At 60.8% G+C, this 23,454-nt stretch carries 17 protein-coding genes and 1 pseudogene; 15 read left to right on the top strand and 3 right to left on the bottom strand.

Annotated features, from left to right (window positions below; translation table 11 throughout):
* Nucleotides 1-250 precede the first annotated feature (250 nt).
* From QX034_RS30620 to QX034_RS30610, 3 genes are all read left to right on the top strand, one after another.
* Nucleotides 251-979: a hypothetical protein gene (locus QX034_RS30620; RefSeq protein ID WP_315703689.1), complete on the top strand. Its 729-nt coding sequence runs from the start codon at nucleotides 251-253 to the stop codon at nucleotides 977-979.
* Nucleotides 980-1,134: 155 nt separating this feature from the next.
* A complete protein-coding gene (locus QX034_RS30615) occupies nucleotides 1,135-2,199 on the top strand; it encodes a sensor histidine kinase (RefSeq protein ID WP_315703690.1) in 1,065 nt (354 codons plus the stop codon).
* A 29-nt stretch (nucleotides 2,200-2,228) separates the two neighbouring features.
* Nucleotides 2,229-2,897: a response regulator transcription factor gene (locus QX034_RS30610; protein ID WP_315703691.1), complete on the top strand. Its 669-nt coding sequence runs from the start codon at nucleotides 2,229-2,231 to the stop codon at nucleotides 2,895-2,897.
* A 591-nt stretch (nucleotides 2,898-3,488) separates the two neighbouring features.
* Here QX034_RS30610 and QX034_RS30605 read toward each other — a convergent pair.
* Entirely contained in the window at nucleotides 3,489-3,944 is a 456-nt protein-coding gene (locus QX034_RS30605) for a hypothetical protein (RefSeq protein WP_315703692.1), read from the bottom strand.
* On the opposite strand from QX034_RS30605, the gene QX034_RS30600 reads away from it, so the two are divergent.
* From QX034_RS30600 to QX034_RS30545, 12 genes and pseudogenes are all read left to right on the top strand, one after another.
* Nucleotides 3,943-4,173, top strand: coding sequence for a hypothetical protein (locus tag QX034_RS30600; protein ID WP_315703693.1), 231 nt, complete (start codon nucleotides 3,943-3,945; stop codon nucleotides 4,171-4,173). The genes QX034_RS30605 and QX034_RS30600 overlap by 2 nt on opposite strands.
* A 386-nt stretch (nucleotides 4,174-4,559) precedes the next feature.
* Complete coding sequence (locus QX034_RS30595) at nucleotides 4,560-5,321, top strand: FkbM family methyltransferase (RefSeq protein ID WP_315766098.1); 762 nt, start codon at nucleotides 4,560-4,562, stop codon at nucleotides 5,319-5,321.
* A gap of 519 nt (nucleotides 5,322-5,840) precedes the next feature.
* A complete protein-coding gene (locus QX034_RS30590) occupies nucleotides 5,841-7,079 on the top strand; it encodes a glycosyltransferase (RefSeq protein ID WP_315766096.1) in 1,239 nt (412 codons plus the stop codon).
* A 164-nt stretch (nucleotides 7,080-7,243) separates the two neighbouring features.
* On the top strand, nucleotides 7,244-8,707 hold the full coding sequence (gene rfaE1, locus QX034_RS30585; RefSeq protein WP_315703696.1) for a D-glycero-beta-D-manno-heptose-7-phosphate kinase: 1,464 nt from the start codon (nucleotides 7,244-7,246) through the stop codon (nucleotides 8,705-8,707).
* A gap of 5 nt (nucleotides 8,708-8,712) precedes the next feature.
* Nucleotides 8,713-9,675: an ADP-glyceromanno-heptose 6-epimerase gene (gene rfaD, locus QX034_RS30580; protein WP_409977499.1), complete on the top strand. Its 963-nt coding sequence runs from the start codon at nucleotides 8,713-8,715 to the stop codon at nucleotides 9,673-9,675.
* A gap of 42 nt (nucleotides 9,676-9,717) precedes the next feature.
* A complete protein-coding gene (locus QX034_RS30575; protein WP_315703698.1) occupies nucleotides 9,718-10,914 on the top strand; it encodes an acyltransferase in 1,197 nt (398 codons plus the stop codon).
* A 31-nt stretch (nucleotides 10,915-10,945) separates the two neighbouring features.
* Nucleotides 10,946-11,611, top strand: coding sequence for an SIS domain-containing protein (locus QX034_RS30570; RefSeq protein ID WP_315703699.1), 666 nt, complete (start codon nucleotides 10,946-10,948; stop codon nucleotides 11,609-11,611).
* Nucleotides 11,612-11,812: 201 nt separating this feature from the next.
* Nucleotides 11,813-12,478 carry an ABC transporter permease gene (locus QX034_RS30565; RefSeq protein ID WP_409977486.1) on the top strand — a complete coding sequence of 222 codons (666 nt, stop codon included), beginning with the start codon at nucleotides 11,813-11,815 and terminating at the stop codon, nucleotides 12,476-12,478.
* A gap of 4 nt (nucleotides 12,479-12,482) precedes the next feature.
* Nucleotides 12,483-13,244 carry an ABC transporter ATP-binding protein gene (locus tag QX034_RS30560; RefSeq protein WP_315703700.1) on the top strand — a complete coding sequence of 254 codons (762 nt, stop codon included), beginning with the start codon at nucleotides 12,483-12,485 and terminating at the stop codon, nucleotides 13,242-13,244.
* Between the two features lie 431 nt (nucleotides 13,245-13,675).
* Nucleotides 13,676-14,569 carry a glycosyltransferase family 9 protein gene (locus tag QX034_RS30555; protein WP_315703701.1) on the top strand — a complete coding sequence of 298 codons (894 nt, stop codon included), beginning with the start codon at nucleotides 13,676-13,678 and terminating at the stop codon, nucleotides 14,567-14,569.
* A gap of 31 nt (nucleotides 14,570-14,600) precedes the next feature.
* Nucleotides 14,601-15,980 (top strand): glycosyltransferase family 9 protein, encoded by a 1,380-nt coding sequence (locus tag QX034_RS30550; protein ID WP_315703702.1) that lies wholly within the window; start codon nucleotides 14,601-14,603, stop codon nucleotides 15,978-15,980.
* Between the two features lie 182 nt (nucleotides 15,981-16,162).
* A pseudogene (locus QX034_RS30545) lies at nucleotides 16,163-16,348 on the top strand (TrbI/VirB10 family protein); the annotation flags it as partial.
* A 233-nt stretch (nucleotides 16,349-16,581) separates the two neighbouring features.
* On the opposite strand, the gene QX034_RS30540 reads toward QX034_RS30545, so the two are convergent.
* On the bottom strand, nucleotides 16,582-20,358 hold the full coding sequence (locus tag QX034_RS30540) for a vitamin B12-dependent ribonucleotide reductase (RefSeq protein WP_316196231.1): 3,777 nt from the start codon (nucleotides 20,356-20,358) through the stop codon (nucleotides 16,582-16,584).
* A 569-nt stretch (nucleotides 20,359-20,927) separates the two neighbouring features.
* Nucleotides 20,928-23,195 (bottom strand): CHASE3 domain-containing protein, encoded by a 2,268-nt coding sequence (locus tag QX034_RS30535; RefSeq protein ID WP_315764901.1) that lies wholly within the window; start codon nucleotides 23,193-23,195, stop codon nucleotides 20,928-20,930.
* Nucleotides 23,196-23,454 lie beyond the last annotated feature (259 nt).

Genomic DNA, 23,454 nt, shown 5'->3' with positions numbered 1-23,454 from the left:
TCATATGACTTTTGTCAGGAAGTCTCGTGACTTTGTCCACGTGTCAGGATTCAAAAAATCTGCTCCGTTTTGTGGACGCGCTCGCATCGCAAGGGCTGGGGGCGGGCGACACGTCAACGAACAGGGATGGATGAATTATGACGAGGTTCTCGTACGTGTACCGAGCCTCTAGCCCGAGGTGCCCAATACCCGCGACCGTCAAAACGAGCGTCTTGGGTCATCGGGTGCGTCGGTTGTGGAGTTCGAAGCGATGATGCTCGAAGGTCAGTTGGAGATTGACGCGCGGCAAGAGTTGGCGGGAGGTCATAGGAAGGTCCCTGCCGCGACCACTTGGAATGGGCCGGACAGGCAAGAGATCGAGATGCAATTGTCGCGCTTGCTGGACAACGGCGAGTTTCGGAAGAGCAAAGCCGCGTCCCAGTTTCTCAAATATGTGGTTGTCGAAGCGCTGGATGGTCGGGCCGAGCGCCTGAAGAGCTATACGATTGCGACGATGGCGCTGGGACGAAGCACCGATTTTGATCCTCAGATAAACTCCGTCGTCCGGGTTCAGGCGAAGCGCCTCCGAGCGCTCCTGCACACATACTATCTCGGTCCCGGGCGACACGATCCTGTGCGCGTCGAGTTGCCCGTCGGCCGATATCAACCCGTGTTCAGCTATACCTTTATGCCGCCCGTACACGATGAGACGCGGCTGGAGCGCGCGAGCCCAACGACGGACGCACCTCTCCGATCGTGGCAGATGGCCGTCATGGTCGCTGTGATCCTCTTCGCGATCTTGTCCGGACTGACACTTGGTCTAGGAAGCCCCTGGTGTTCGCCTGGGTTGGACCGCGTACGCCGGCCGGTGGGATACCGGGTACCTAGTGGTTTTGTCCGCGTGCCGATCGACGCTTTCACATCTTCAGACCAGCGGCAGGCCCGCTCGCGGTCGGGTGGAGGGACGGTGATCTGCTCCACTGGATTTTGCCAAAGTTAGGATTGACAGCACAGGCGAATATTACGAGTTATACAACTAAGCGACAGAGATCCGTTCGTCCGGTGACGGGCGAGCGAACTGGAACTGGCGCGACCTGCGGCTCAATCGAAGGGCGCGCCGGCCTATTCGATCTTGGCTTGCATGAGAAAGGCGCAATGATCGACTTCAACTCCGAATTGCGCGGCGCAGCCGAAACCGACGTAATCAGCATCGCAGTCATCGAGGCGGATAGGGCTGTCAGTCGCAAGTTTGGACCGCTTCTAGAGTGGTTGCCCGCGCTTGGTGCAGATTGCTGCAACAGTATGCCGCTCGCGGGAATGGAGGCGGAGCTTGCATCACTGGCGCAGGGACGCAGGCGTAACATTGCTCTGCCGGGCCTCCGCGGGCTTTCGCTCGGCCTCAGCGAGCCAGTTACGGTTGTGATCATCTGGATCGAGGACAAGCTTCACTATCTCTTGATCGCGATGCCGGATTTTTCCGCGCGGCAGGTGGAGTTGCTGCTCGGCAGCGAGCGGCGCGCTCGGCGACTGGCCGAGCAGCAACTCGAGGCAGCGAGCATCGAGGTGCGGATTGCTTCGTTGGCGCGCGAACGCATGCGGCTGGCCCGGGACCTGCATGATACGTTGGTGCATTCGATCGTCGGGCTTCTGATGCAGATCCGGTTGAGTCGTCACTTTCTTGAGACAGACCCAAGCGCGCTGGCCGACAGCCTGGCGGCTGCCGAGGAAGCGGCAGCTTCGGGCCTCGCGCGGGCGCGCCGGGCAATCGACGGTCTGCGGCTGACGAAGGATGCGGACGAGGTGCTCGGTCTGGAGTTGATCGTTGCAGAATTTGCGAGGCGGATCGAGGTCGAAATAGAGGTTGACGTCGATCGGGCTCTGCGCGACGACGTCGCCCGTCACGGGAGCACCATAGACAGAATCGTCACCGAGGCTCTGAGAAATATCGAACGTCACTCCGCTGCGGGGCGGGTCTGGATAAGAGCGACCCGCGACCGAAGTTCGGGCATGCTCGAAATCGAGATACGAGACGATGGTCGCGGTTTCGACGCTACATCGCTACCAGCTTTTCACTACGGGTTGATTGGCATGAAAGAGATCGCGATATTGGCGGGTGGCGTCTGCTCGATCGATAGCGGGCCGGGCGAGGGCACATCAGTGCGGTTGTCCCTGCCGATAAAGCGGTCTCCAGGTCCGACACCGACGATTCCCTTGCGGTAGCATTGGTGCGCTATGACCGAGGACAGTCCGTGTTCGAGATAGATCCAGCGGAAGCGACCAACGTGAGAATCCTCATTGCCGACGATCAACCGATTTTCCGGGATGGTCTCGGCATCCTCCTGGCGCAGCACGACTCCCGGTTCGAGATCGTCGATCGGGCGGCGGACGGACAGCGTGCGGTTCAGCTCGCCCGCGACTATCGCCCGGACGTTGTCCTTATGGATCTGGAAATGCCGCGCTCCCCGGGGATCGATGCCATTCGCAAAATCGTTCAGGAGCTTCCGGGCACGAAGGTCATCGTCCTGACCACGTTTGCCTTGGACGATCTGATCTTCGAGTCCATCAGCGCCGGGGCAAGCGCCTATCTGCTCAAGGAAAGCCCGATACACGAAATCGCGAGGACTATTAGAGCTGTTCTTGCCGGTCAAGCGCAGCTCTCGCCGGTTATCGCGACGCGGATTTTAGAGGAGTTCAAGCGCCTGCGGTCCAGCGTTCGACGCGGTCTCTCAACGCGAGAAGAACTCACAGATCGTGAAAATGAGATTCTCAATCTAATTGTCGAGGGTAAGAGTAACGCCGAGATAGGCCTGAGTCTCAACCTTGCCGAGGGAACGGTCAAGAACTACGTCAGCGTCATCCTCAGCAAGTGCCAAGTCAAGAATCGTGCAGGTCTCATTGCCAGATTGATGGCTCCCTAGGCGACATATCCGCCGACCGGAAGGACGGACGAACCACTCGACCAGAGGTTCGGCCTGCTCTGAAGGCCAGGGTCAATTTTGGCTCACTCGAAGTGAGGTGTCTCTCGCCAGAACATATAACGCCAGCCTGTTGCGGAATGCGTCTCCGTTTTGATCGAAACCGCGCCGCGACACGCCAGATATTTCAACATGCGGCGAACGGACGGCTGAGTCCAGCAGTCGTGCTTCAACCAGATCTCGCGCGAGGATTGGGCATTGTCTTCGCCGACCGGGACATCCGTGAGCAGAGCTCGCAAAGAGGTCTCCTGATATCCGTCTTGCTTCGCACTCATGGCCCGTTACCCTTCGCCCATGCGCGGGCTGACGCGTCGACATCTGCATTAGCCACTCCGGAATGGGTCAATCAATCGACGCAGACGCACGCGAGTTGTCGTCGACCGCCCAATGAGATGAGCGCCCAATGAGATGAGCGCCTTCGGGTCATGCATTTGGCGGTTCAACTCGCTCGCCAGGTCCAGCGCAATAGAGCGCGACAACGTTACCGGGGGATGGGCATCTCGGAGAGGCAATCGCCGGGCAGCCTCGATAGGTCTATGGCGTTGACGAGAGTGATTTGCGGTAAAGCTCGCCCGCGAGATCCGCGGCGGTCTCGGCGAGACCCCAGCCGGTCTTTGCACTGACAAAGCTGACATTCTGCAGATCGGCAAGGCCATACATCTGTCGACTGGGTTGAAGCAGGTCAGCCTTGTTGATCACCGCCTTGAACGGTTTGCCCGGAAATTTCGTGTCGAAGGCTGTCGCAAGCTCGATCATGCGGGTGATCGTCTGCGGCCGTGTTGCATCCGAGACGATGATAGCTGACATGGCGCCAACCAAGTACACGCTGTCGAAGATCTGCGTGCTGAAATCCCCGTCGGTATCCCAAAGCGCGAATCGCATGATCTTGCGACAATTATCTATGTCCAACGCCACATCATGGGTCAATATCTCGACCCCGAACATCGTTCGGTAATCTCCTGAAAACCGATCATAGACAAGGCGGTACATGATTGACGTCTTCCCGACACCCATGTCTCCGAGAAGCATCACCTTTGCCTTCAACATTGCCGTCGCATTCACCCCGAAAAGTGACGTGACGATTGCCTTGGATCATGAGCCAGGCAAATCCGTGAACGGCACCGAGACGGTTCGCGATCAGATCGCGATCCCCAAGGTCGCTAACGCCGATCGGTGGCGGAAGTTCCGCGATATCTTCGGTCTGCGACATTATCTCTAGTGGCGAAGCCGCCGGTTACTTCCCATCATCAGCCTTGTGCGCGGAGTTGCTTCAAGTGTCGTAGTCCCGCACCGGACCCGGCCGATCGATCCTGGTCCATGCTAGGACGACGAAGGACGCGAGATCTGCTGACCCCACGATTAATGAACCAAGTCGCACCGAGGCGTTGTGGAAGCTGAAGGCGGGTAGGAGTCATCAAGATGTCACCTTGATGCGCCTGTTGAGCTGTGGTTAGGGAGCAAGACTGCAGCGTGCTTCGCTGCTCCCGCGCCCACACAGCTCCTCTTGCTGCGGGCCATCTCTTGATGACGTGCGCGATCTCATATAGAGCGGATTTCATCGGCGTCAGGCGTGAAGCTCGGTCATCGAGATGGAGGAAACAGTAAATGATCTCCGAACTGCGGGACCGGCTCATTCACATCGAATCCAAGATTGACGCAATCGGCCAACGAGAGCCCTGCAACCGAGAGGAGTTTCGGGGGCATCCCGATCAGAGGTACGGCCACCTGACCTACTCGCAACATGGCGAGGATCTCGTGCTCGTTGCGCTTTTCGAGCAGTTGGGCATTGGCAGGCCGACCTATTTGGACATCGGTGCGCATCATCCCATCGACTGCAGCAATACTGCTTTGCTCCATAAACGCGGTTCTCGCGGCGTCAACGTGGACGCAAATCCCGACTTGATGCCTGCATTCTTCAGAGAGCGTCCTGAGGATGTTAACGTGAATGCGGGCGTCGGTGGAAGCGCCTCGACAATGACGTTTTACCGGATTGACGCTCAGTCGGGTCGAAATACATTCTCCAGACAGGCTGCCGAAGAATTCGTCGCGAGCGATTCGAGATTCCGCATCACGGACCAAATTCTGGTCAAAGTCATGACGCTCGACCAGATTGTAGATGCCCATTGCAATGGCCGTTGTCCCGACCTGCTCAGCCTGGATGCCGAAGGTCTTGACCACGATATCTTGCATGCAGCGAGCTTCGTAACGCGCCCGCGCATCATCTGCGTCGAGACATATAGCTCGGCAGGGCGAGACGAAGACCGGATTTCAGGTCTATTGGACGCTCGTGGGTTCAGGAAGATTATTCAAATGGGCGAAAACGGCATCTTTGTCGATCAGCAGCTCGGTTCCAGCGTCGGTCCGTGAACCTGGCCGTGGGTCACGGCATTTTTGCTGTCTAAATCAGACTTCAGTGGCCTGACCATCTTAGCGCCAGGGGGGCTTTATGGTTGCGAGTACGAAAGGCTTGCGTGCGTAGCTTCGAAGTCAGAGGTTCGTGAGCTCCGAAGCCCCGGATGCGCAGCATCGGGCGGGGCAAGGAGAGCAGCTGTATAACCTGGTGTCTCCTGTCCAATAGAGGTGCATGCGCCTGCGTTGCGTGTTGGACCGACTCACCTCTTTCACGATCTCAGGTCCGGCGAGCACTTCCGGCTGGCTGAACTCATTCCTGACGTTCGGAACGTGCGCCTTCGTCCAATTGTTGTTCCGGCACTGTCAATGCGCGGCGCGCAACCTGTGATTTTCTACCGAATAATCAGGGAGCGCGGAGATCAGTCAGTCCGACGATCTCCATGGCGGTGAGGCCCTTTGTCCTCGCCGGCATCTTTGGTGTCATCCGCCTTTTCGGAGGTGGTTGAGACCGGGCGCGCGTTGGAGGTATCTCGCGTGGTGGACGTCGAACTCAAGACTGAAGCTGGACTGACGAAGACCATCTGTTTCGTCGCAAGCGATTCGGAGTTCCTGTTCAGGCATTTTTCGCCTGCCATCAGGGCGGCGAAGGCCGCGAACGCGCAAGTTTATGCGATCATCCCCAGCCAATTGAGAGGCCGAGCCTCTCAAGCGGACGGTATCAAAATCATAGCAAGCCCGACAAGTCGTGGCGACAATTCGCTGTTGTCCATGATCAGGGAAGCTCTGTGGTTCGCTGCAGTATTGAGAAAAATTGGGCCCTCGGTCGTCGTCGCATATTCGTTGCGAGTGTGCCTCGTCATTGCTCTCACCGAGACGCTGTTGCGATCGTACAGGTTCATCTTCGTGATCACGGGCATTGGATTCATCGGCATTTCGGGGGGGCTGCGCGCAAGACTGATGCGACAGGTCGTCTTCCGTGCCTTGGGCTATACGTCGCGTCAGCGTACGCACTTCGTATTCGAGAACCGGTCGGATCCCATATCCACCGGAATTGCACGTCGTGGCCATCAGGTATCCATTCTGATGGGCGCCGGTGTCGATCCGAGCGAATTTCGAGCGTGCGAGCTGCCTGGGGCGCCTCCGTTTCGGTTCGCAACCGTCTCCCGGCTGATCTGGTCCAAGGGAGTCGATCTCGCCGTCGGAGCGGTATCGGCATTGGCCCGGGAGGGATATCCAGTCGAGCTGCACATCTATGGCGTGCCGGATTACGCCAACCCGCGTCCGCTCGCTCCAGAGACTTTGAGCGGAGTTGCCGGTATTCATTACCATGGGTTCAGCGACAAGATCGCCTCGATCTGGGAGAATTCGCACGCAGCCATCTTCTCAAGCCGGGGAGGCGAAGGTCTGCCGCGAGCGCTCCTGGAGGCGGCCGCATGCGGCCGCGCGTGCATCGTGACGGCAGTTCCCGGCTGCGAGGACTTCGTACGGAACGGCGTGGAAGGTTACACTGTGCCCGTTGGTTCTGAGACGGCTCTCAAAGAGGCAATCCTAAGCCTGATCACCGCCCCGCATCGCTTTGGAACGCTCGGGAGCCGTGCTCGCGAGCGTGTCCTTCAAACCAGTACGACAGCGATAACGCAGCTGAAATATGAAGGGCTATTCGCGTCACAGCTCGAAATGCTGTACGCGCGAGTGCCGCTCGGGAGGAGCGATGATCGTGACAGCACTCGTATCCCAGAGAAAATGACGATCGGTTCGCTGCCGCCGCATTAGCCGATGTCTCCGAGCGGTCCTCTTTGGCATCTTTGGCATCAACTCGATAGAGAGAAATTCAATCGTTATCGCGTTGAGCTGCCCGAATTTCCACATTGGTCCTGCGTTGGTGTGCCGGCGTATCGCCATGCTGGGCTCTTGAATTGATGGCTGGAGTCTACTGAATGTCAATCGGACAAACGGCGGTCGTACCGAGGGTGATGGTCATCGGGGATGTTGCCATCGATCGGTATGTCTATGGCGAAGTGACCCGGATATCGCCCGAGGCGCCAATCCCGATCGTACGGGAGCTAAAACTCCGATCCTCGCCTGGATGCGCTGGAAACGTGGCCGCAAACATTGCGGCGCTGGAAGGCGAGGCGATCTTGATCGGCGTTGTGGGCCGTGATCTCGAAGCCAGTGAGCTCGATATTGCCATACGGAAGGCTGGAGGGGGAATCTCACCGAATTTCATCGTCGATGATACACGGCCAACGACAACCAAGACCCGGGTGCTCGGTGCCGACCAACAAGTCGTGCGTATTGATCGAGAGAGCAGCGCGCCGATCGACGCCGACGTCGAGAACAAGCTCATCGAGGCGTATGAAGCGACTATCGCGCGATGCGACGTGGTCGTCATTTCCGATTATGCAAAGGGCATGTTGACCGATCGGCTCTTGCGGCATGTCATCGATCGGACGAAAGCTAGCGGAAAAACTGTCTTGGTCGACCCGAAACGGGCCCGCCTGGAGGCCTATGCTGGTGCGACCATCATCAAGCCGAACCGTCATGAACTAAGAGCTGCAACTGGGCTGGCCTGTGAATCTGATCAGGAAATTGAGCATGCCGCCGATGGGGCGGCTGCATCGACAGGCGCGATGATACTCGTTACACGATCCGAAGAAGGCATGTCACTCTATCGCGCCGGTCAACGGCCGGTTCACCAGCGGTCTGCCGCGCAAGAGGTGTTCGATGTCTCTGGCGCCGGTGATACTGTCTCGGCCGTCCTCGCGGTTTCGCTGGCCGTGGGCCTCGATGTGGTTGACGCGATGAAGCGAGCCAACGTGGCAGCCGGCGTCGCGGTGGGCAAGAGGGGTACTGCTGCGGTTGCACTGAGTGAACTTGATCGCGCGTTGGATGTCTCGCTCGGGCGAAGCGACAGTCGCATTGTCGATATCGAGGCGGCGCTTGAGCAGCGGGAGAGATGGCGGGACGAGGGGCTTACGTGTGGATTCACCAATGGCTGTTTCGATCTTATCCATCCAGGGCATGTTTCGCTGGTTCAGCAGGCGAGGGCGAACTGCGACCGGCTGGTCGTCGCATTGAATAGTGACGAGTCGGTCCGCCGGCTGAAGGGTCCGTCCCGTCCGTTGCAGAGTGAGGCCGCCCGTGCAGCCGTAATGGCTTCTATGAGGCAGGTCGATCTTGTCGTTGTGTTCCGAGAAGACACCCCGGCCAAGCTGATAAATATGCTGAAGCCCGACGTGCTCGTCAAAGGTGCGGATTATCCTGAGCACGAGATCGTGGGGGGCGATATGGTCAAGTCGTGGGGTGGCACGGTGGTGCGTGCCTGGCTCGTCCCTCTGCAATCAACAACCCGTCTGGTTCAGCGCAGCGCAATTGGTGCGAACGTCGCGGTCGTCCGATGAAGTCCTTGTACCTGGTAACCGGCGGTTGCGGCTTCATCGGCTCGAACATTGCGATGGCACTGGCTGGGCAAGGGGCCGACGTCGTGATCTGCGATCGGCTCCGCAGCGGCGAGAAGTGGAGGAATCTCGTGAAGGGACGGCTATACGACCTGATTCTTCCGGAAGCGCTCGATTACTGGATGAGAGATCACGCACGAGACGTTGCCGCGATCGTGCACATGGGTGCCGTAAGCTCCACCACCGAGTCCGACGTGGACAAGATCGTGCGAAACAATATCCGGCTGTCGTTGAGGCTCTGGCATTTTGCTGGCCAGTACGGCGTACCGCTAATTTACGCGTCTTCTGCGGCGACTTATGGCGATGGAGCTGCAGGCTTCTCTGACGACGAATCTCCGGAGGCTCTGAGCCGGCTCGTTCCGCTGAATGCATATGGCTGGAGCAAGCATGTGATTGATCGGCGGTTCGTTGCCGACGCGCAGGCGGGCAGGCTCCGGCCGCCGCAGTGGGCCGGGCTGAAGTTCTTCAACGTGTACGGTCCGAACGAGGCACACAAGGGAGACATGCGGTCAGTCGTACATAAGATCTATCCGAAGATCGCGGCTGGCGAGGAGATCGAGTTGTTCAAGTCGCACGACCCGCGATATCAGGACGGCGGCCAATTGCGAGATTTCATCTATGTCAAGGATTGCGTCAGGATCGTCGTGTGGCTGCTGCAGCATCCCGAGATATCTGGATTGTTCAACGTCGGAACGGGGCGGGCGCGGTCATTTCGAGACCTGGCGCTGGCGGTCGGTCTAGCGGTAGGACGCGAACCGCGAATTCGCTACGTCGATATGCCCCCCGCCATTCGCGAGCGGTATCAATATTTCACGGAAGCGGACATGACCAAGTTGGCCGCGAGCGGACCCACGCTGTCGCTTACGTCGCTTGAGAGGGGGGTCTCGGAGTATATCGGCGCACTTATCTGAGCCTCGGATGCGCCATATCAGAGATTGACATGTGGAATAGCAATGTTGAGCGTGGAAGCACCAGCAAAACAGTTGAACGCGGATATCGAGCTTCTCCGCGCATATAGCGTCCTTGCTGTTTTGTATGAGCATATCACGTCGATTGTGGGTCTGCCGAACATCGAGCAGATCAGGAGCCATTGGAGCGGCTGGACCGGTGTCGACCTGTTCTTTGTGATATCTGGCTTCGTCATCTATCGGTCGCTCGATTCGACCGTCGGCTATGGCATGCCCGCGCGCGATGCCGTGCGGGAGACGGTCATGTTCTGGATCCGCCGTTTTTGGCGGCTGGCACCCGCCGGATGGTTTTGGCTCGCTGCGGGCATCGTTCTCATCGTCATTGACGATCCACGGGAGATCGGCTCAAGGCATGAGAATATCAGTGACCTGATCGCCTCGTTGCTCAATTTTGAGAATTTCCATCGGTTCGCTTGCAATGCGTGGCAGGGGCAATGCGGAGCTTTGTATCCGCACTATTGGAGCCTCTCGCTCGAGACGCAGTTCTACCTCATTCTCCCCGCCCTGATCGTGGTCCTGCCGCGAAAGTATCTGGTCGGCGTCCTGGTGGGTCTGATCGCAATGCAGTTGCCCATGCGTCGCCCGGCAAACGGGGATGTCATCGGCTGGTTCATCCGAACGGACGGACTCGCATGGGGCATCCTCATTGCGAGACTGAGCGCCACCGAGTTCTATCGGTTCGTGGAGCCGACCTTCCTTTCGGGCGGTATTGCGCGATGCGCCTGCACATTCGGCGGCCTGTTTGCGATCGGAACGGCGCAATACTTCTGGCGCGAGAGCTTCTTTCTCGGCTTGGTGGCGATAATCGCTGCGCTGCTGGTCTTGGCAGCCTCTTTCGGCAAGGGCTATATCGCGAGCCCTCCGGGATTGCGCAGGGCCCTCGTGTGGACCGGACAAAGATCATACAGCCTGTACGTCTCACACCTGATCGTGTTCAAGGGAGTCCGGGAGTTGTGTCGAGCATTGCATATCTATGACGATTCGTGGCCCGGCAAGCTAGCCTATCTGGCGCTTGCCTATTCACTCACGGTCGCCGCCGGCGCGATGACGCATAATTGGCTGGAAATGCCCCTTCGTCAAAGGGGGCGCGAGTATGCGAGCGCTTACCGGGCCAGGATGACACGTAGCACGCGCATTGCTGCGGAAAGTCGCTCCACTGCAGAAGGCGGCGCGCATGCGTGAGCAGCGTAATAGCGTAATCAAGGGAACTGACATGCTTGTCCAGCATCTCGAAGCATCACGTGCGGCGATGGATCGCCTCATCAGCTCGGACGTGGTGTCGGAGGTCGGCCGAGCTGTCGGATTGATAACTGCCGCGCTTCGCGGCGGTCATGCGCTGCTGGTATGCGGCAACGGCGGATCGGCGGCGGACGCAATGCACATCGCCGGCGAACTCGTCGGTCGCTTTCTCAGGGAGAGACGGGCGATCAACTGCATCTGCTTGGCATCCAATCCCGCGGTGCTTACGGCCTGGGCCAACGACTATTCGTATGACACGGTGTTCGCGCGGCAGGTCGAGGCCTACGGAAGTGCCGGAAGCGTGCTTCTTGGCGTCAGCACGTCAGGCAATTCTGTAAACGTCGTGCGTGCTTTCGAGATGGCGCGCGAAATAGGCATTGGGACCATAGCCATGACGGGCGCCGGCGGCGGCAGACTTGCGGGCCTGGCCGACGTCCTGCTTGCAATGCCGTCACAGGAGACCCCCATCGTCCAGCAGCTCCACGTCTGCATCTACCATCATATGTGCGAGCGAATAGAGGATTCGCTTGCGACCGACATGTCGAACGGAAGCTGGGGAACGCAGCCTGAGACCGGCGAGCGGGCCGAGCGGAAGCCTGATCTTGAGGCGCCCTCGCGCGCTCCTCTGGCGTCACGGTGACCTTGCATGCCGACTTTCTCGCCCGTCCCTACACGTGCTGCTGAACGATCCGCAATAGCGCGGTCTTCCACAGAGTGGCGCTGGTGCTTGATTGGAGCCGCGGATTTGTGCGCCGGACTGACCAATTGGCGCGTAAGTTATCTGATGGGCCTTGGCGAGATCCGCAGGCGTTACTCGCGCTCGCGTCTCGGGCAATTCTGGATGACGGTTTCGACCGGCGTCTTGGTGGCCGCGGTGGGAGTTGTGTGGTCGATGCTCTGGAAAGTACGGATCAGCGAACTGATGCCATTTATCGCGATCTCGCAGATTCTATGGACCTTGATCTCAGGTGCGATCGGAGAGGCCCCGACTGCGTTTGTGTCGGCGGGCTCGATCTTCCTCAACCAGGGAATGAGCTTCTCGACGGCGATCTACGCGCTCGTGTTCCGGCACTTCCTGGTGTTTCTCCACAATCTGCCGATCGCAATCCTGACGGTGGTGGCCTTTCCGGTGCCATTCGGCATGGTCAGTCTGCTCGCCATCCCGGGCATTGTTCTGCTGCTGTTGAGCCTCGTCTGGACGACCTACGCGATCGCGATCATATGCGTGCGGTTTCGCGATCTGACACAGGTCGTTCAAAGCGCGCTGTTGATCGCGTTCTTCGTGACGCCCATCTTCTGGAAGCCGAGCCAGCTTCCGCCGGACACGCAATACCTTCTGGCTCTCAATCCGTTCGCCGATCTCCTCTCGGTCGTGAGAGATCCGATCATGGGAGATATTCCGGGTCCCGCGGAGTGGGTCGGCGCGCTCGTCTTCGCGATCGGCGGCTTTGTGCTGGCGTTGCCGCTGATAGGGCTCTCTCAGCGTCGCATTATCTTTTGGATCTGAAGCGATGGCGAACGTTCGGCTCGACAACGTGAGCGTTGACTTTCCTGTCTTCACGTCGCGTACCAGATCGGTCAGAACCGCTGTATTCTCGCGGCTTGGCGGCAGACTAGCGACACACGACGATACGGTCGTCGTCAAGGCATTGCAGCAGGTCACCCTGGAGCTCTCGGATGGCGATCGCCTGGGCGTGATTGGCCACAACGGAGCTGGGAAGACGACGTTCTTGCGAGTGGTCTCGGGAGTCTATCCGCCCGTGTCAGGTGAAGTCCGGATCAACGGCAAGGTGTCGTCGTTCACGGATATCACGTTGGGAATGGAGCCGGAGGCGACCGGCTGGCAGAACATAATATTTCGCTGCGTGTTTCTCGGTCTTTCGTTCGCCGAGGCAAGAGAGTTGTCCCCGGCCATCGGCGAGTTTTCAGAGCTCGGAGAATATTTGCACCTACCGGTGCGTACCTATTCCGCAGGCATGTTTGTTCGCCTGGCGTTCGCCATCTCAACCGCGGTCCGACCCGAAGTCGTTGTCATGGACGAGATGATCGGCACGGGAGACCGATCATTTGTCGAGAAGGCCCAGAGGCGCATGGCCGAGCTGCTCGGAAAGGCGGACCTTCTCATTCTCGCCTCGCACAACGAAGCCATTATTCGCAGTGTTTGTAACAAGGTCGTCTGGCTGGAGAACGGAGCTGTTAGAATGATCGGTGCGACAGAAGCCGTCATGGAGGCATATTCGGGCAATTCACAGCTAGCGAAGGTTGGCTGCTAGCAATGGGATCGGCAAGAGATGGGCAAATGTTCGTTGGTGATGTGCGCCGTCGTTTGGTGCGGCGCGTCAACGGTATTTACGGACTGTCGGGTAGTCCCGTGCGTGCGGCGAGGTTCCTGCTGCGATACGGATTGCGTAAAACGCCCTTGCTCGCAAGGTGGGCCTTCGCGAAGGCGAGGCGCCGCGGGAGCCGGCGAGCGCTGACGAATAGGCTTACAGTGGAGCTGCCGAAGCTGCTAATTCAGACGGCTGGAGGTGGCGTCGGGGACGACATCGTCGTGGCGCGGTTCGTTCGAGACCTTCGGGCGGCATGCGGTGCGTTCCAATTCGTCATCGCCTGCAATGACGAAGCGAGATCGTCCTGGATATACGAAGCTGTGCCCGGGTTTCGGGGGTGCTTGAGTGCGAGTCTGTTTGGCAAGAGCGTCGATATGTTCTCGCATGCGCTCAGGGTTGATCAGATGGTCCAGGTGATGGGGGAGACTGCTTCAAATGTGGGTTGCGGGCAGTTCGAGGAGAAGTTCGGAAAAGTCCGTGCCAACATTGCCGCGTCGTTGACGCGGAATGAATTGCTCTTGAAAGGAGTTCCCTACACGTGGGGAGATCTCGCCAGGCGTGCAGTGTTCGCCAACGCGACGCGTGCCACTTATCTGCATGCACAGGCGGGCATCGATTACGGCGGCGATCAGTTGAGGTTGCGGACCGAGCCCGATGCCATCACGCGTTTTGGCCTCCGTGGAATCAATTTCGTAACGGTGCACAACGGGTTCGATCCGGCCTTCATCGTCAGCGGCAACTCGTCCACAAAATGTTACGGCAGCTTCGATCGCGTCGTTTCGCGCCTGACCGAAATCTGCCCAGGAATCAGGTTCGTTCAGCTCGGATCGCCGCGCACCAGCAGAGCAATTGCGGGCGCTCAGGTTGACCTGATCGGAAAGACCAGTCTGGCCGAGGCAGCGGCGATCATCTCCGCCTCTCGGCTGCACATCGACGTAGATAGCGGCCTGGTTCACGTCGCCGCTTGTTTTGGAGTTCAGTCGCTTGTCCTATTCGGACCGACGGATGCCGACTATTTCGGCTACAGGAGTAACATCAATCTTCGCCCGCGCTTCTGTGGCGGATGCTGGTGGATCAGTGAGGCCTGGATGGATCAGTGTGTCAGGTCCTTCGAAGAAGCTCGATGCATGAGCTCCCACGCGGTGGAAGACGTCGTGGCTCACGTTGTGGAGGCACTTGAGCGGCCTCCCGCTGGCGGTAGGGTATTCGGGCCGGAGCGCAAAGCTATGCACGCGAGGTCCGGCTCGGCAATGGGGACGGATCGTTGAGGTCATGATGCCAATGCGGCTGAGGAGGTACATGCCGGGGGCGCGCCTCATCGGAGAGGTTGTCCGCGTAGTACAGCAGATCGGCATTTTTCACCGGCAGAACGGAAGCATGCCGCGCACGGGCAGATTTGCGATGCAGTTGCTCAAGCGGGCGTACGGGCGCCTCCGCGCGAGCGCGTCAGCGAAAGCGGAAGCACCCGAGATAGCTCCGCACATCTCGGCGGATTTGAGCGCCTTTGCTCCGAGGCCGCTCATCGCAGTCCTGGTTACAGGCGGTCTGGGCGACTATATCGTGGTGGCGCGCTTCATGCGCGATCTTGCGGCGGCGGTCGAGGACTTTCGATTTGACCTCTATTGCCCGAACCCTGAGATTGGCCGCTGGGCGTTCGCTCCGCTGACAGGCTTGAACAAGGTCTATCACGAGCTTCTGTTTCATCGTCTTTTTTCGCACTATCCCCTGGCCCTGCGGGCGAACCAGATCGTTTGGATCCACGATTCGGTCGCTCGTTGGGACTTGCTGGCCGCCAACGATCGATTGATAAAGGCATGCGCACATCTGATGAAAACGCGTGCGGAGTTCGAGATTTGCATCGATCGCCATCCCTACATGGACCATCATCTTGCCAACAGAGTCGTGTTCATGGGGCGTCGGCGCGATAACTTCCTTCATAGCCTTGCGAGAATTCCCTATCGCGGTGCGCTCTATCCGTTGCCGATGGAGCCGGACGCCTTGAGCCGCCACGGTCTGCCCGCACGTTTTGTCACGATCAACAACGGCTTCGACACCGGCTTTATCGTCACCGGGCGATCTGCCACCAAGTGCTATCCTCATGGAGACGAGTTGGTCCGGTTGTTCAAACTCCGCTTTCCGGATATCGCCGTCGTGCAGCTTGGCTCGAAGAACTCGGTTCCAATTGCTGGAGCAGACCACGACCTGATCGAGAAAACGACGCTTCCGGAAGCTGTGGCCATTCTGCAGCGGGCGCTTCTGCACATCGATAACGAAGGCGGGCTCGTGCACATCGCCGCAAGCGTGGGGACTGCCTCCGCCGTGCTGTTTGGGCCGACTCCGATCGACTATTTTGGCTACCCCGAGAATATCAACATCGCGCCCGCTGGGTGTGGCAATTGTTGGTGGATCAACAAGACCTGGATGGACATCTGCCCGCTGGGACATCAACAACCGCCTTGCTTGTATGGACGATCGCCCGAAAGCGTAGTTGATCGCATCACTCTGTCGCTGGAGGATGTGTCGTCGAGCGACAAGAGCGGCGCGGACGCGGTGCAGATTCAGAGCGAACCTGCTGATCGTGCCGGTCGCACGCGGTCCGTCGACAACAGCGGTGCCCCGCGGCCGGCTTGCACTACCGATACCCCGCGCTCCCTGACCAGCTTGACCGGTCGACCTTGAACTCGCGACTAAACGTCCGTCTCTTCATCCCCGACCTCCGGCTTTATGAAACACCTAATCTCGGTGTTCATCAAACCAGCAGCAGCTCATCTTGGCATTTTGAATTTGAGTCCTGACCTGCCACCGAAGTTTCATCCAGCCGCAGTTAGAGTCCTGTTGGGTTGTACGCCGACGGCGCGGGTGTGCTTCTGGTCTGGACCCGTCTGATCATGCCAAATGGCCGCTTGATCGTGCTCGAACGGCAGCCGGGCGACGATGCCGGCGGCCATTCGGGGCTATCGGACGAGGTCGACAATCATTGGAGGCAGATTGCGGGCGCAGCCTTGCTGTCAACGCTGCTCTCGGTCGGCAGCGAGGTGAATGCCGGTGTCGTCGCCTTCGCTACCGCCGTCGACCGGTAAGCGACGTACGCGGTCCACAATAAACGAAAACCCCGCCGTCGCCGGCGGGGTTTTGGGGGGCTACGAAAGTAGAGGTTTTAGTAGGGGGCGTTTTATGCCCGTCGCGGCAGGGGCTAAGTCATTGAAATCTCGACACCTAGTTCGGAACTTTGGCTCATAAGTACAGAACTTTGAGTTTCCCACCATCAGAAAATCTACCCTTACGAGCACCCCGTCGTGCTGCCGCACGTATCGCACTTCATGCAGGTGCCATTCCGCACCAGCGTGAAGTTGCCGCACTCCGAGCACATCTCGCCTTCGTAGCCTTTGGCCTTGGCTTCGGCGCGGCGTTCGGCCTTGGTGACGGTCTGCGTGGCGGCTGAGCCGGCCTTGCTCCATTGCAGCGCTTCGAGCTTCTCCGTGGGGGAGAGGTCGTGGCTCGGCTCCTGCTTCAGGGCGACGGCGCCTTCGAGGGCGTCGCCGGACCTGGAAGAGGAGAGAGAGGTGATCTTGGATCCCCCTCCCTGACCATCCTGCGGGGAGGGAACGGAGGCACCGCTACCGTGGCCTGACGGAGAGCCGCCGCGCATGACGACGAGGTTATCGGTGCGCGAGCGGGTCAGGCCGCGCGACAGGTACTTCGCCGCCTGCTGGCTCGGGCCGTCCTCCGACATCTTGCCTTCGTCGACGCCGCGTCCCAGCGCATCGAAATTGCTTTCGCTGGGATCGACGTGGGCGAGGTCGAAGCGGGACAGGTAGCTCACCGCGAGCTCGCGGAACACATAGTCCAGGATCGAGGTCGCATACTTGATGGAGTCGTTGCCCTGCACGGGGCCCGCCGGCTCGAAGCGGGTGAAGGTGAAGGCGTCGACATATTCCTCCAGCGGCACGCCGTATTGGAGGCCCAGCGACACCGCGATGGCGAAGTTGTTGATGAAGGAGCGCAGCGCCGCGCCTTCCTTGTGCATGTCGATGAAGATCTCGCCGAGACGGCCGTCGTCATATTCGCCGGTCCGCAAGTAGACCTTGTGGCCGCCGACCACAGCCTTCTGGGTGTAGCCCTTGCGGCGATCCGGCATCTTCTCGCGCTCGCGCATCACCACGATGCGCTCGACCAGCTTCTCGACCACGCGCTCGGAGATCTGCGCCGCACGCGCCGCCATCGGCTTCTCGTAGAGCGCCTCGACCGCATCGTCCTCGTCCTCATCGTCGCTGATGAGCTGCGAGTTCAGCGGCTGCGACAGCTTGGAGCCGTCGCGATAGAGCGCGTTGGCCTTCAGCGCCAGCTTCCAGGACAGCATGTAGGCCGCCTTGCAGTCCTCGACCGTGGCGTCGTTCGGCATGTTGATGGTCTTGGAGATCGCCCCCGAGATGAAGGGCTGCGCCGCCGCCATCATGCGGATGTGGCTCTCGACCGAGAGATAGCGCTTGCCGACCTTGCCGCAGGGATTGGCACAATCGAACACCGGATAATGCTCGGCCTTGAGGTGTGGCGCGCCCTCGACCGTCATCGCGCCGCAGATGTGGACGTTCGCCGCCTCAATCTCGCGCTTGGTGAAGCCGATCGCCGAGAGCAGGTCGAATCCAGGGGCTGCGATCGCTTCCGCCGCCACGCCGAGCTGGTCGCGGATGAAGTCCTCGCCCAGCGTCCACTTGTTGAAGACGAACTTGATGTCGAAGGCGGTCGGCAGCGCCTTCTCGACTTTTGCAATGGCTTCGTCGGTGAAGCCCTTGGCCTTCAAGGTGGAGGCGTTGATGCCGGGCGCGTTGGACAGCGAGCCGTGGCCGACCGCATAGGCCTCGATCTCCGCGATCTCGCTTTCGCGATAGCCGAGCGCGCGCAGCGCCTCCGGCACGGCGCGGTTGATGATCTTGAAGTAGCCGCCGCCGGCGAGCTTCTTGAACTTCACCAGCGCGAAATCGGGCTCGATGCCGGTGGTGTCGCAATCCATGACGAGGCCGATGGTGCCGGTCGGCGCCACCACCGTGACCTGGGCGTTGCGGAAGCCGTTCTTCTCGCCGAGCTCGAGCGCATCGTCCCAGGCCTTGGTGGCATGGGCGACGATCGATCCTTGCGGGCAGGAGGCGTGGTCGAGCGGCACCGGGTTGACCGAGAGCGCCTCATAGCCGGTCGCCTGGCCGTGCGCGGCGCGGCGATGGTTGCGGATGACGCGCAGCATGTGCGCGGTGTTCTTCTTGTAACCGGGGAAGGTACCGAGCTCGCCCGCCATCTCCGCCGAGGTCTTGTAGGCGATGCCGGTCATGATGGCCGACAGCGCGCCGCACAGCGCGCGGCCTTCCTTGCTGTCGTAGGGCAGGCCCATGGTCATCAAGAGACCGCCGATATTGGCGTAGCCGAGGCCGAGGGTGCGGAACTCGTAGGACAATTCCGCGATCGCCTTGGACGGGAACTGCGCCATCAGCACGGAGATCTCGAGCACCAGCGTCCAGAGCCGGCACAGATGCTCGTAAGCGCCGACGTCGAAATGCTTGGTGGTGGTGTTGTAGAACGTCAGCAGGTTGGCCGAGGCCAGGTTGCACGCCGTGTCGTCCAGGAACATGTATTCCGAGCACGGATTGGACGCGCGGATGTCGCCGGACGCCTTGCAGGTGTGCCAGTCGTTCATCGTGGTGTTGAAGTGCAGGCCGGGATCGGCCGACGCCCAGGCGGCGTAGCCGATCTTCTCCCAGAGGTCGCGCGCCTTCAGCGTCTTGGTGATCTTCTTGGTGGTGCGGCCCACGAGGTTCCAGTCGCCGTCGGTCTCCACCGCGCGCAGGAAGTCGTCCTTCAGCGACACCGAGTTGTTGGAGTTCTGGCCGGAGACGGTGAGATAGGCTTCCGAATCCCAGTCGGTGTCGTAGACCGGGAAGTCGATGTCCTTGTAGCCCTGCTTGGCGAACTGGATGACGCGCTTGATGAAGTTGTCGGGCACCAGCGCGCGGCGCGCCAGCTTGATCTCGCGGCGCAGGGCGGGGTTCTTCTCGGGATCGAAGCAGTCGTCGCCAGAGCCTTCGCAATTGACGCAGGCCTTCAGCACCGCCTTGAGGTGCTTCTGATTGATCTTGGAGCCGGTGACGAGGGCCGCGACCTTCTGCTCCTCCTTCACCTTCCAGTCGATATAGGCCTCGATGTCCGGATGGTCGGCGTCGACCACGACCATCTTGGCGGCACGGCGGGTGGTGCCGCCCGACTTGATCGCGCCGGCGGCGCGGTCGCCGATCTTGAGAAAGCTCATCAGGCCGCTCGAGCGGCCGCCGCCCGACAGCCTCTCGCCTTCGCCGCGCAGGCGCGAGAAGTTGGAGCCGGTGCCGGAGCCGTATTTGAACAGGCGGGCCTCGCGCACCCACAGGTCCATGATGCCGCCGTCGTTGACGAGGTCGTCGTCGACGCCCTGGATGAAGCAGGCATGCGGCTGCGGATGCTCATAGGAGGATTTCGAGCGGGTCAGCTTGCCGGTCTTGTAGTCGACGTAATAGTGGCCCTGGCCGGGGCCATCGATGCCGTAAGCCCAGTGCAGGCCGGTGTTGAACCATTGCGGCGAGTTCGGCGCCACCATCTGCCTGGCGAGCATGAAGCGCAACTCGTCATAGAACGCCTGCGCGTCCTCCTCGGCGGTGAAGTAGCCGCCCTTCCAGCCCCAATAGGTCCAGCAGCCGGCGAGGCGGTCGAACACCTGCTTGGCGGACCGCTCGCTGCCATAGCGCTCGTTCTCGGGGACCGCATTGAGGGCGTCGGTGTCGGGCACGGCGCGCCACAGCCAGGACGGCACGCTTTCTTCCTCGACCTTCTTCAGCCGCGCGGCGACGCCGGCCTTACGGAAATATTTCTGCGCCAGCACATCGGAGGCGACCTGCGACCAGAACTCGGGCACTTCGACATTCTCGAGCCGGAACACCACCGACCCGTCGGGATTCTTGATCTCCGACGTGGTCAGCCGGAAATCGATCCCGGCATAGGGTGACTGGCCTTCAGTGGTGTGTCGCCGTTCAATCCGCATCGGTCGTGCCCCAATCAAGTTCCCGGGCTGCCGCTTGCGCGAGACCCGGATCATTTTCCTTTGCCGCGCCGCTGTCCACCCCGCCGGGCCGGACGCGAACGCAACCGTGAGAACCGGTGAACCCGGTCCGCTCTCTTCAACGCTCCAACTGCCCCATGGACCCTGTGCCGGGCCCCTCATCAGCGCGTTCCAGATCCGTCCCGAAAACAGGGCAGACAAGCCCTTCACCCGGAGCCCAATGGCCGGCGGAGTATCATCTCGGAACGCGTCGGGAGGTGCCGGCGGGACCCGAACAGAACTCGCGCCGACGGGATGGAAGCTAGGACGACTCCGTCGCGCCCGTCAAGAACTAGTGCGAGTTCCTGAATCAAACACTAAATATGGGGGAAAGTGCGGGAAAACCAGGCCGCGTGCCGGCTTTGTGAACAGGGTAAGTATCGGTGAGTCCGAGCGGATTCCAAACCTGAAAATATTTCGAGGGGCGCCGTCCACAGCCCTTCATCCCGCTGTTCACAGGGCAGCCATCCGCACCCGTCCGACTACGGCATTTGCTCTTGCATCGGCGAGACTCACGGAGCGGTCCTGCCCGCGCCGTCCTCGGGCCCGCGCAGCGCCTGCCGCACCACCTGCGCCAGTTCCGATTTGCGGTAGGGCTTGCTCAGGAGCAGGGCGCCATGCTCGAGGCGGCCGTGTTCGGCCATGACGTTGTCGGTGTAGCCGGAGGTGTAGAGCACCTTGGTGTCCGGCCGGCGCGCGCAGACCGCCTCGGCGAGCTCCTTGCCGTTCATGCCGCCGGGCATGATGATATCGGTGAACAGCAGGTCGAACTGCGCGCCGGAATCGATTTTCGCCAGCGCCTCGGCCCCGGTCGAGGCCGTGATCGTGGTATAGCCGAGCGTCTTCAGCTGGACGACGACGAAGTCCTGCACCAGCTGGTCGTCCTCGACCACGAGGATGGTCTCGCTCCCGCCCGGCACCGGCGGCTCGATCGCGTCGCTGAGCGCCGCGCTGCCCTTGGCCGGCGGCAGATACATCCGCACCGTCGTGCCGCGGCCTTCCTCGCTGTAGATGTTGATGTGGCCGCCGGACTGCTTGACGAAGCCGTAGACCATGCTGAGGCCCAGTCCCGAGCCTTCGCCGGCCTTCTTGGTGGTGAAGAAGGGCTCGAAGGCGCGGTCGCGCACCTCGGGCGGCATGCCGGTCCCGGTATCGCTCACGGCCACCATGATGTAGGGCCCGGCGGTGACGCCGGCATTAGCGGCCGCATAGGCCGCGTCGAGCACCGCCTTTCGCGTCTCCAACAGCAGCTTGCCGCCGTTCGGCATCGCGTCGCGGGCATTGATCGCGAGATTCACCAGCGCATTGGCCAGCTGGGCGGAATCGATGTGCGCCAGCAGCACGTCGTCTTCGATGATGGAGTTGATCTCGATCTGCTCGCCGAGCGTCGGACGCAACAGCTTGGCGATGTCGAGCACGGTCACGTTCACGTCGCTGTCGCGCGGATGCAGGGGCTGCTTGCGCGCGAAGGCGAGGAGGTGGCGGATCAGCTCCGTGCAGCGATCGGCCGCCTGGCTGATCAGCCCGGCCGTCGCTGCCGCGGCCGGCCGATCCTTGGTCTCGTCGATCAACAATTCGATCGTGCCGGTGATGATGGTCAGCATGTTGTTGAAGTCATGCGCGACGCCGCCGGTCAGCTTGCCGATCGCGTCCAGCTTCTGCGCCTGGTGCAGTAGCCGCTCGGCTTCGTGGACGGCCGTGATGTCGTGATAGACCATCGCCGCTCCCGTGATCCGGCCATCGGCGCTGCGCAACGGACGGCCGCTGATCATGAGGCGAAGGGCGTCGCCGCTGTCGCGGCGATAGACCACGACTTCGCAGCGATCGAAGGACTCGCCGCGGAGCGCCCGCGGCGTCGGCAGCTCCGAGGCCGCGATCGGCGTGGTCCCGTCGCTTTCGAACACCTGGATCTGGCTGCGAACCTCTTCGAGGCTTTTGCCCTGGCGATAACCGAGCAGGTGCTCCACGGCCGGATTGGAGAACATCACCTCGTTGGCGGCGTCGACGACCAGCACGCCTTCGGCCATCGTGTTGAAGGTGTTCGCGAGCACCTCGGCCGAATGCCGCAGCTTCTCATGCGCCGCAACGAGATCGGCATGCTGCTGTTCGCTCTTCTCGGCCAGCGAGCTTGCTTCGGCCTCGGAACGAACCAGCGAGGCGCGCAAGGCGCAGTCGGCGACATAGGCGCGGCGCAGCAGCAGGCCGGCGATGAGTAGCACAAGGCCGACGCCGGCCAGATCGATCCCGAGCAGCAGCGATCCGGTCCGTTGCGAAGTTGCGGACCGCAATGCGAGCAGTCGTCGTCCCTCCGCGGTGAAACGATCGAGATTCTCCGAAACCCTCGCCATCGCCGCGCGGCCTTCGGCCGAGTTCATCAGCTCCTTGAGCCCTGCATCGTCGCGCGCGATGTGGAGGTCGATCATGTGGGCACTGATCTGCAGCTTGTGCGCGATCAGCGGTTCGGTCTGCCCGAGCAGGGCAAGCTGACCGGGATTGTCGCCGGTCGCCCGTCTCAGTTGGGCGAGCGCCGCGGGGATCTTTGCTCTCGCTTCGCTGAATTCGGTGCGAAAGCCCTCGATGTCGGTCAGCACGAAGCCGCGCGCGGCGCCTTCGGCTTCACGGACGAGCAGCCGCAAATCCGACGCCTGCTGCAAGACTTCGAGCGTGCGATCGACCCGCTCGGCATCGTGCCGCGACTTCAGGTCGAGCGCGGTCGATGCAGCTCCGATGGCCAGGAGGGTTCCCAGCCCGAATACGAGTCCCAGCCGTTGTAGGATCATCGTCCGTCCCGATCATTCCGCATCGCAAGACGAACGACGGCCGCGGCCCTGGTCTCGCTGCGTATCCGGAAGACGATGTCCATGAATCGATGATCTGCCGAGACGGCTTGCGCCGCAAGGACGGGTATCCACGGTGTCGTCCTATGACGGAAGCGACCGTGCCCGCACGGTGTGAATCAGAGCAGCTGCGAAAAGCGCGCGACAGGTCAGCATGAGAAAGGCGGCGCTGGGAGGCGCCGCCTTTGGTCACCGAACGGGT

Origin of the sequence: Bradyrhizobium sp. SZCCHNR3119 (assembly GCF_032487775.1) — a bacterium.
Taxonomy (GTDB): domain Bacteria; phylum Pseudomonadota; class Alphaproteobacteria; order Rhizobiales; family Xanthobacteraceae; genus Bradyrhizobium.
The sequence above is the reverse complement of the archived record's forward strand: the minus strand, read 5'-3'. Positions and strand labels throughout refer to the sequence as shown.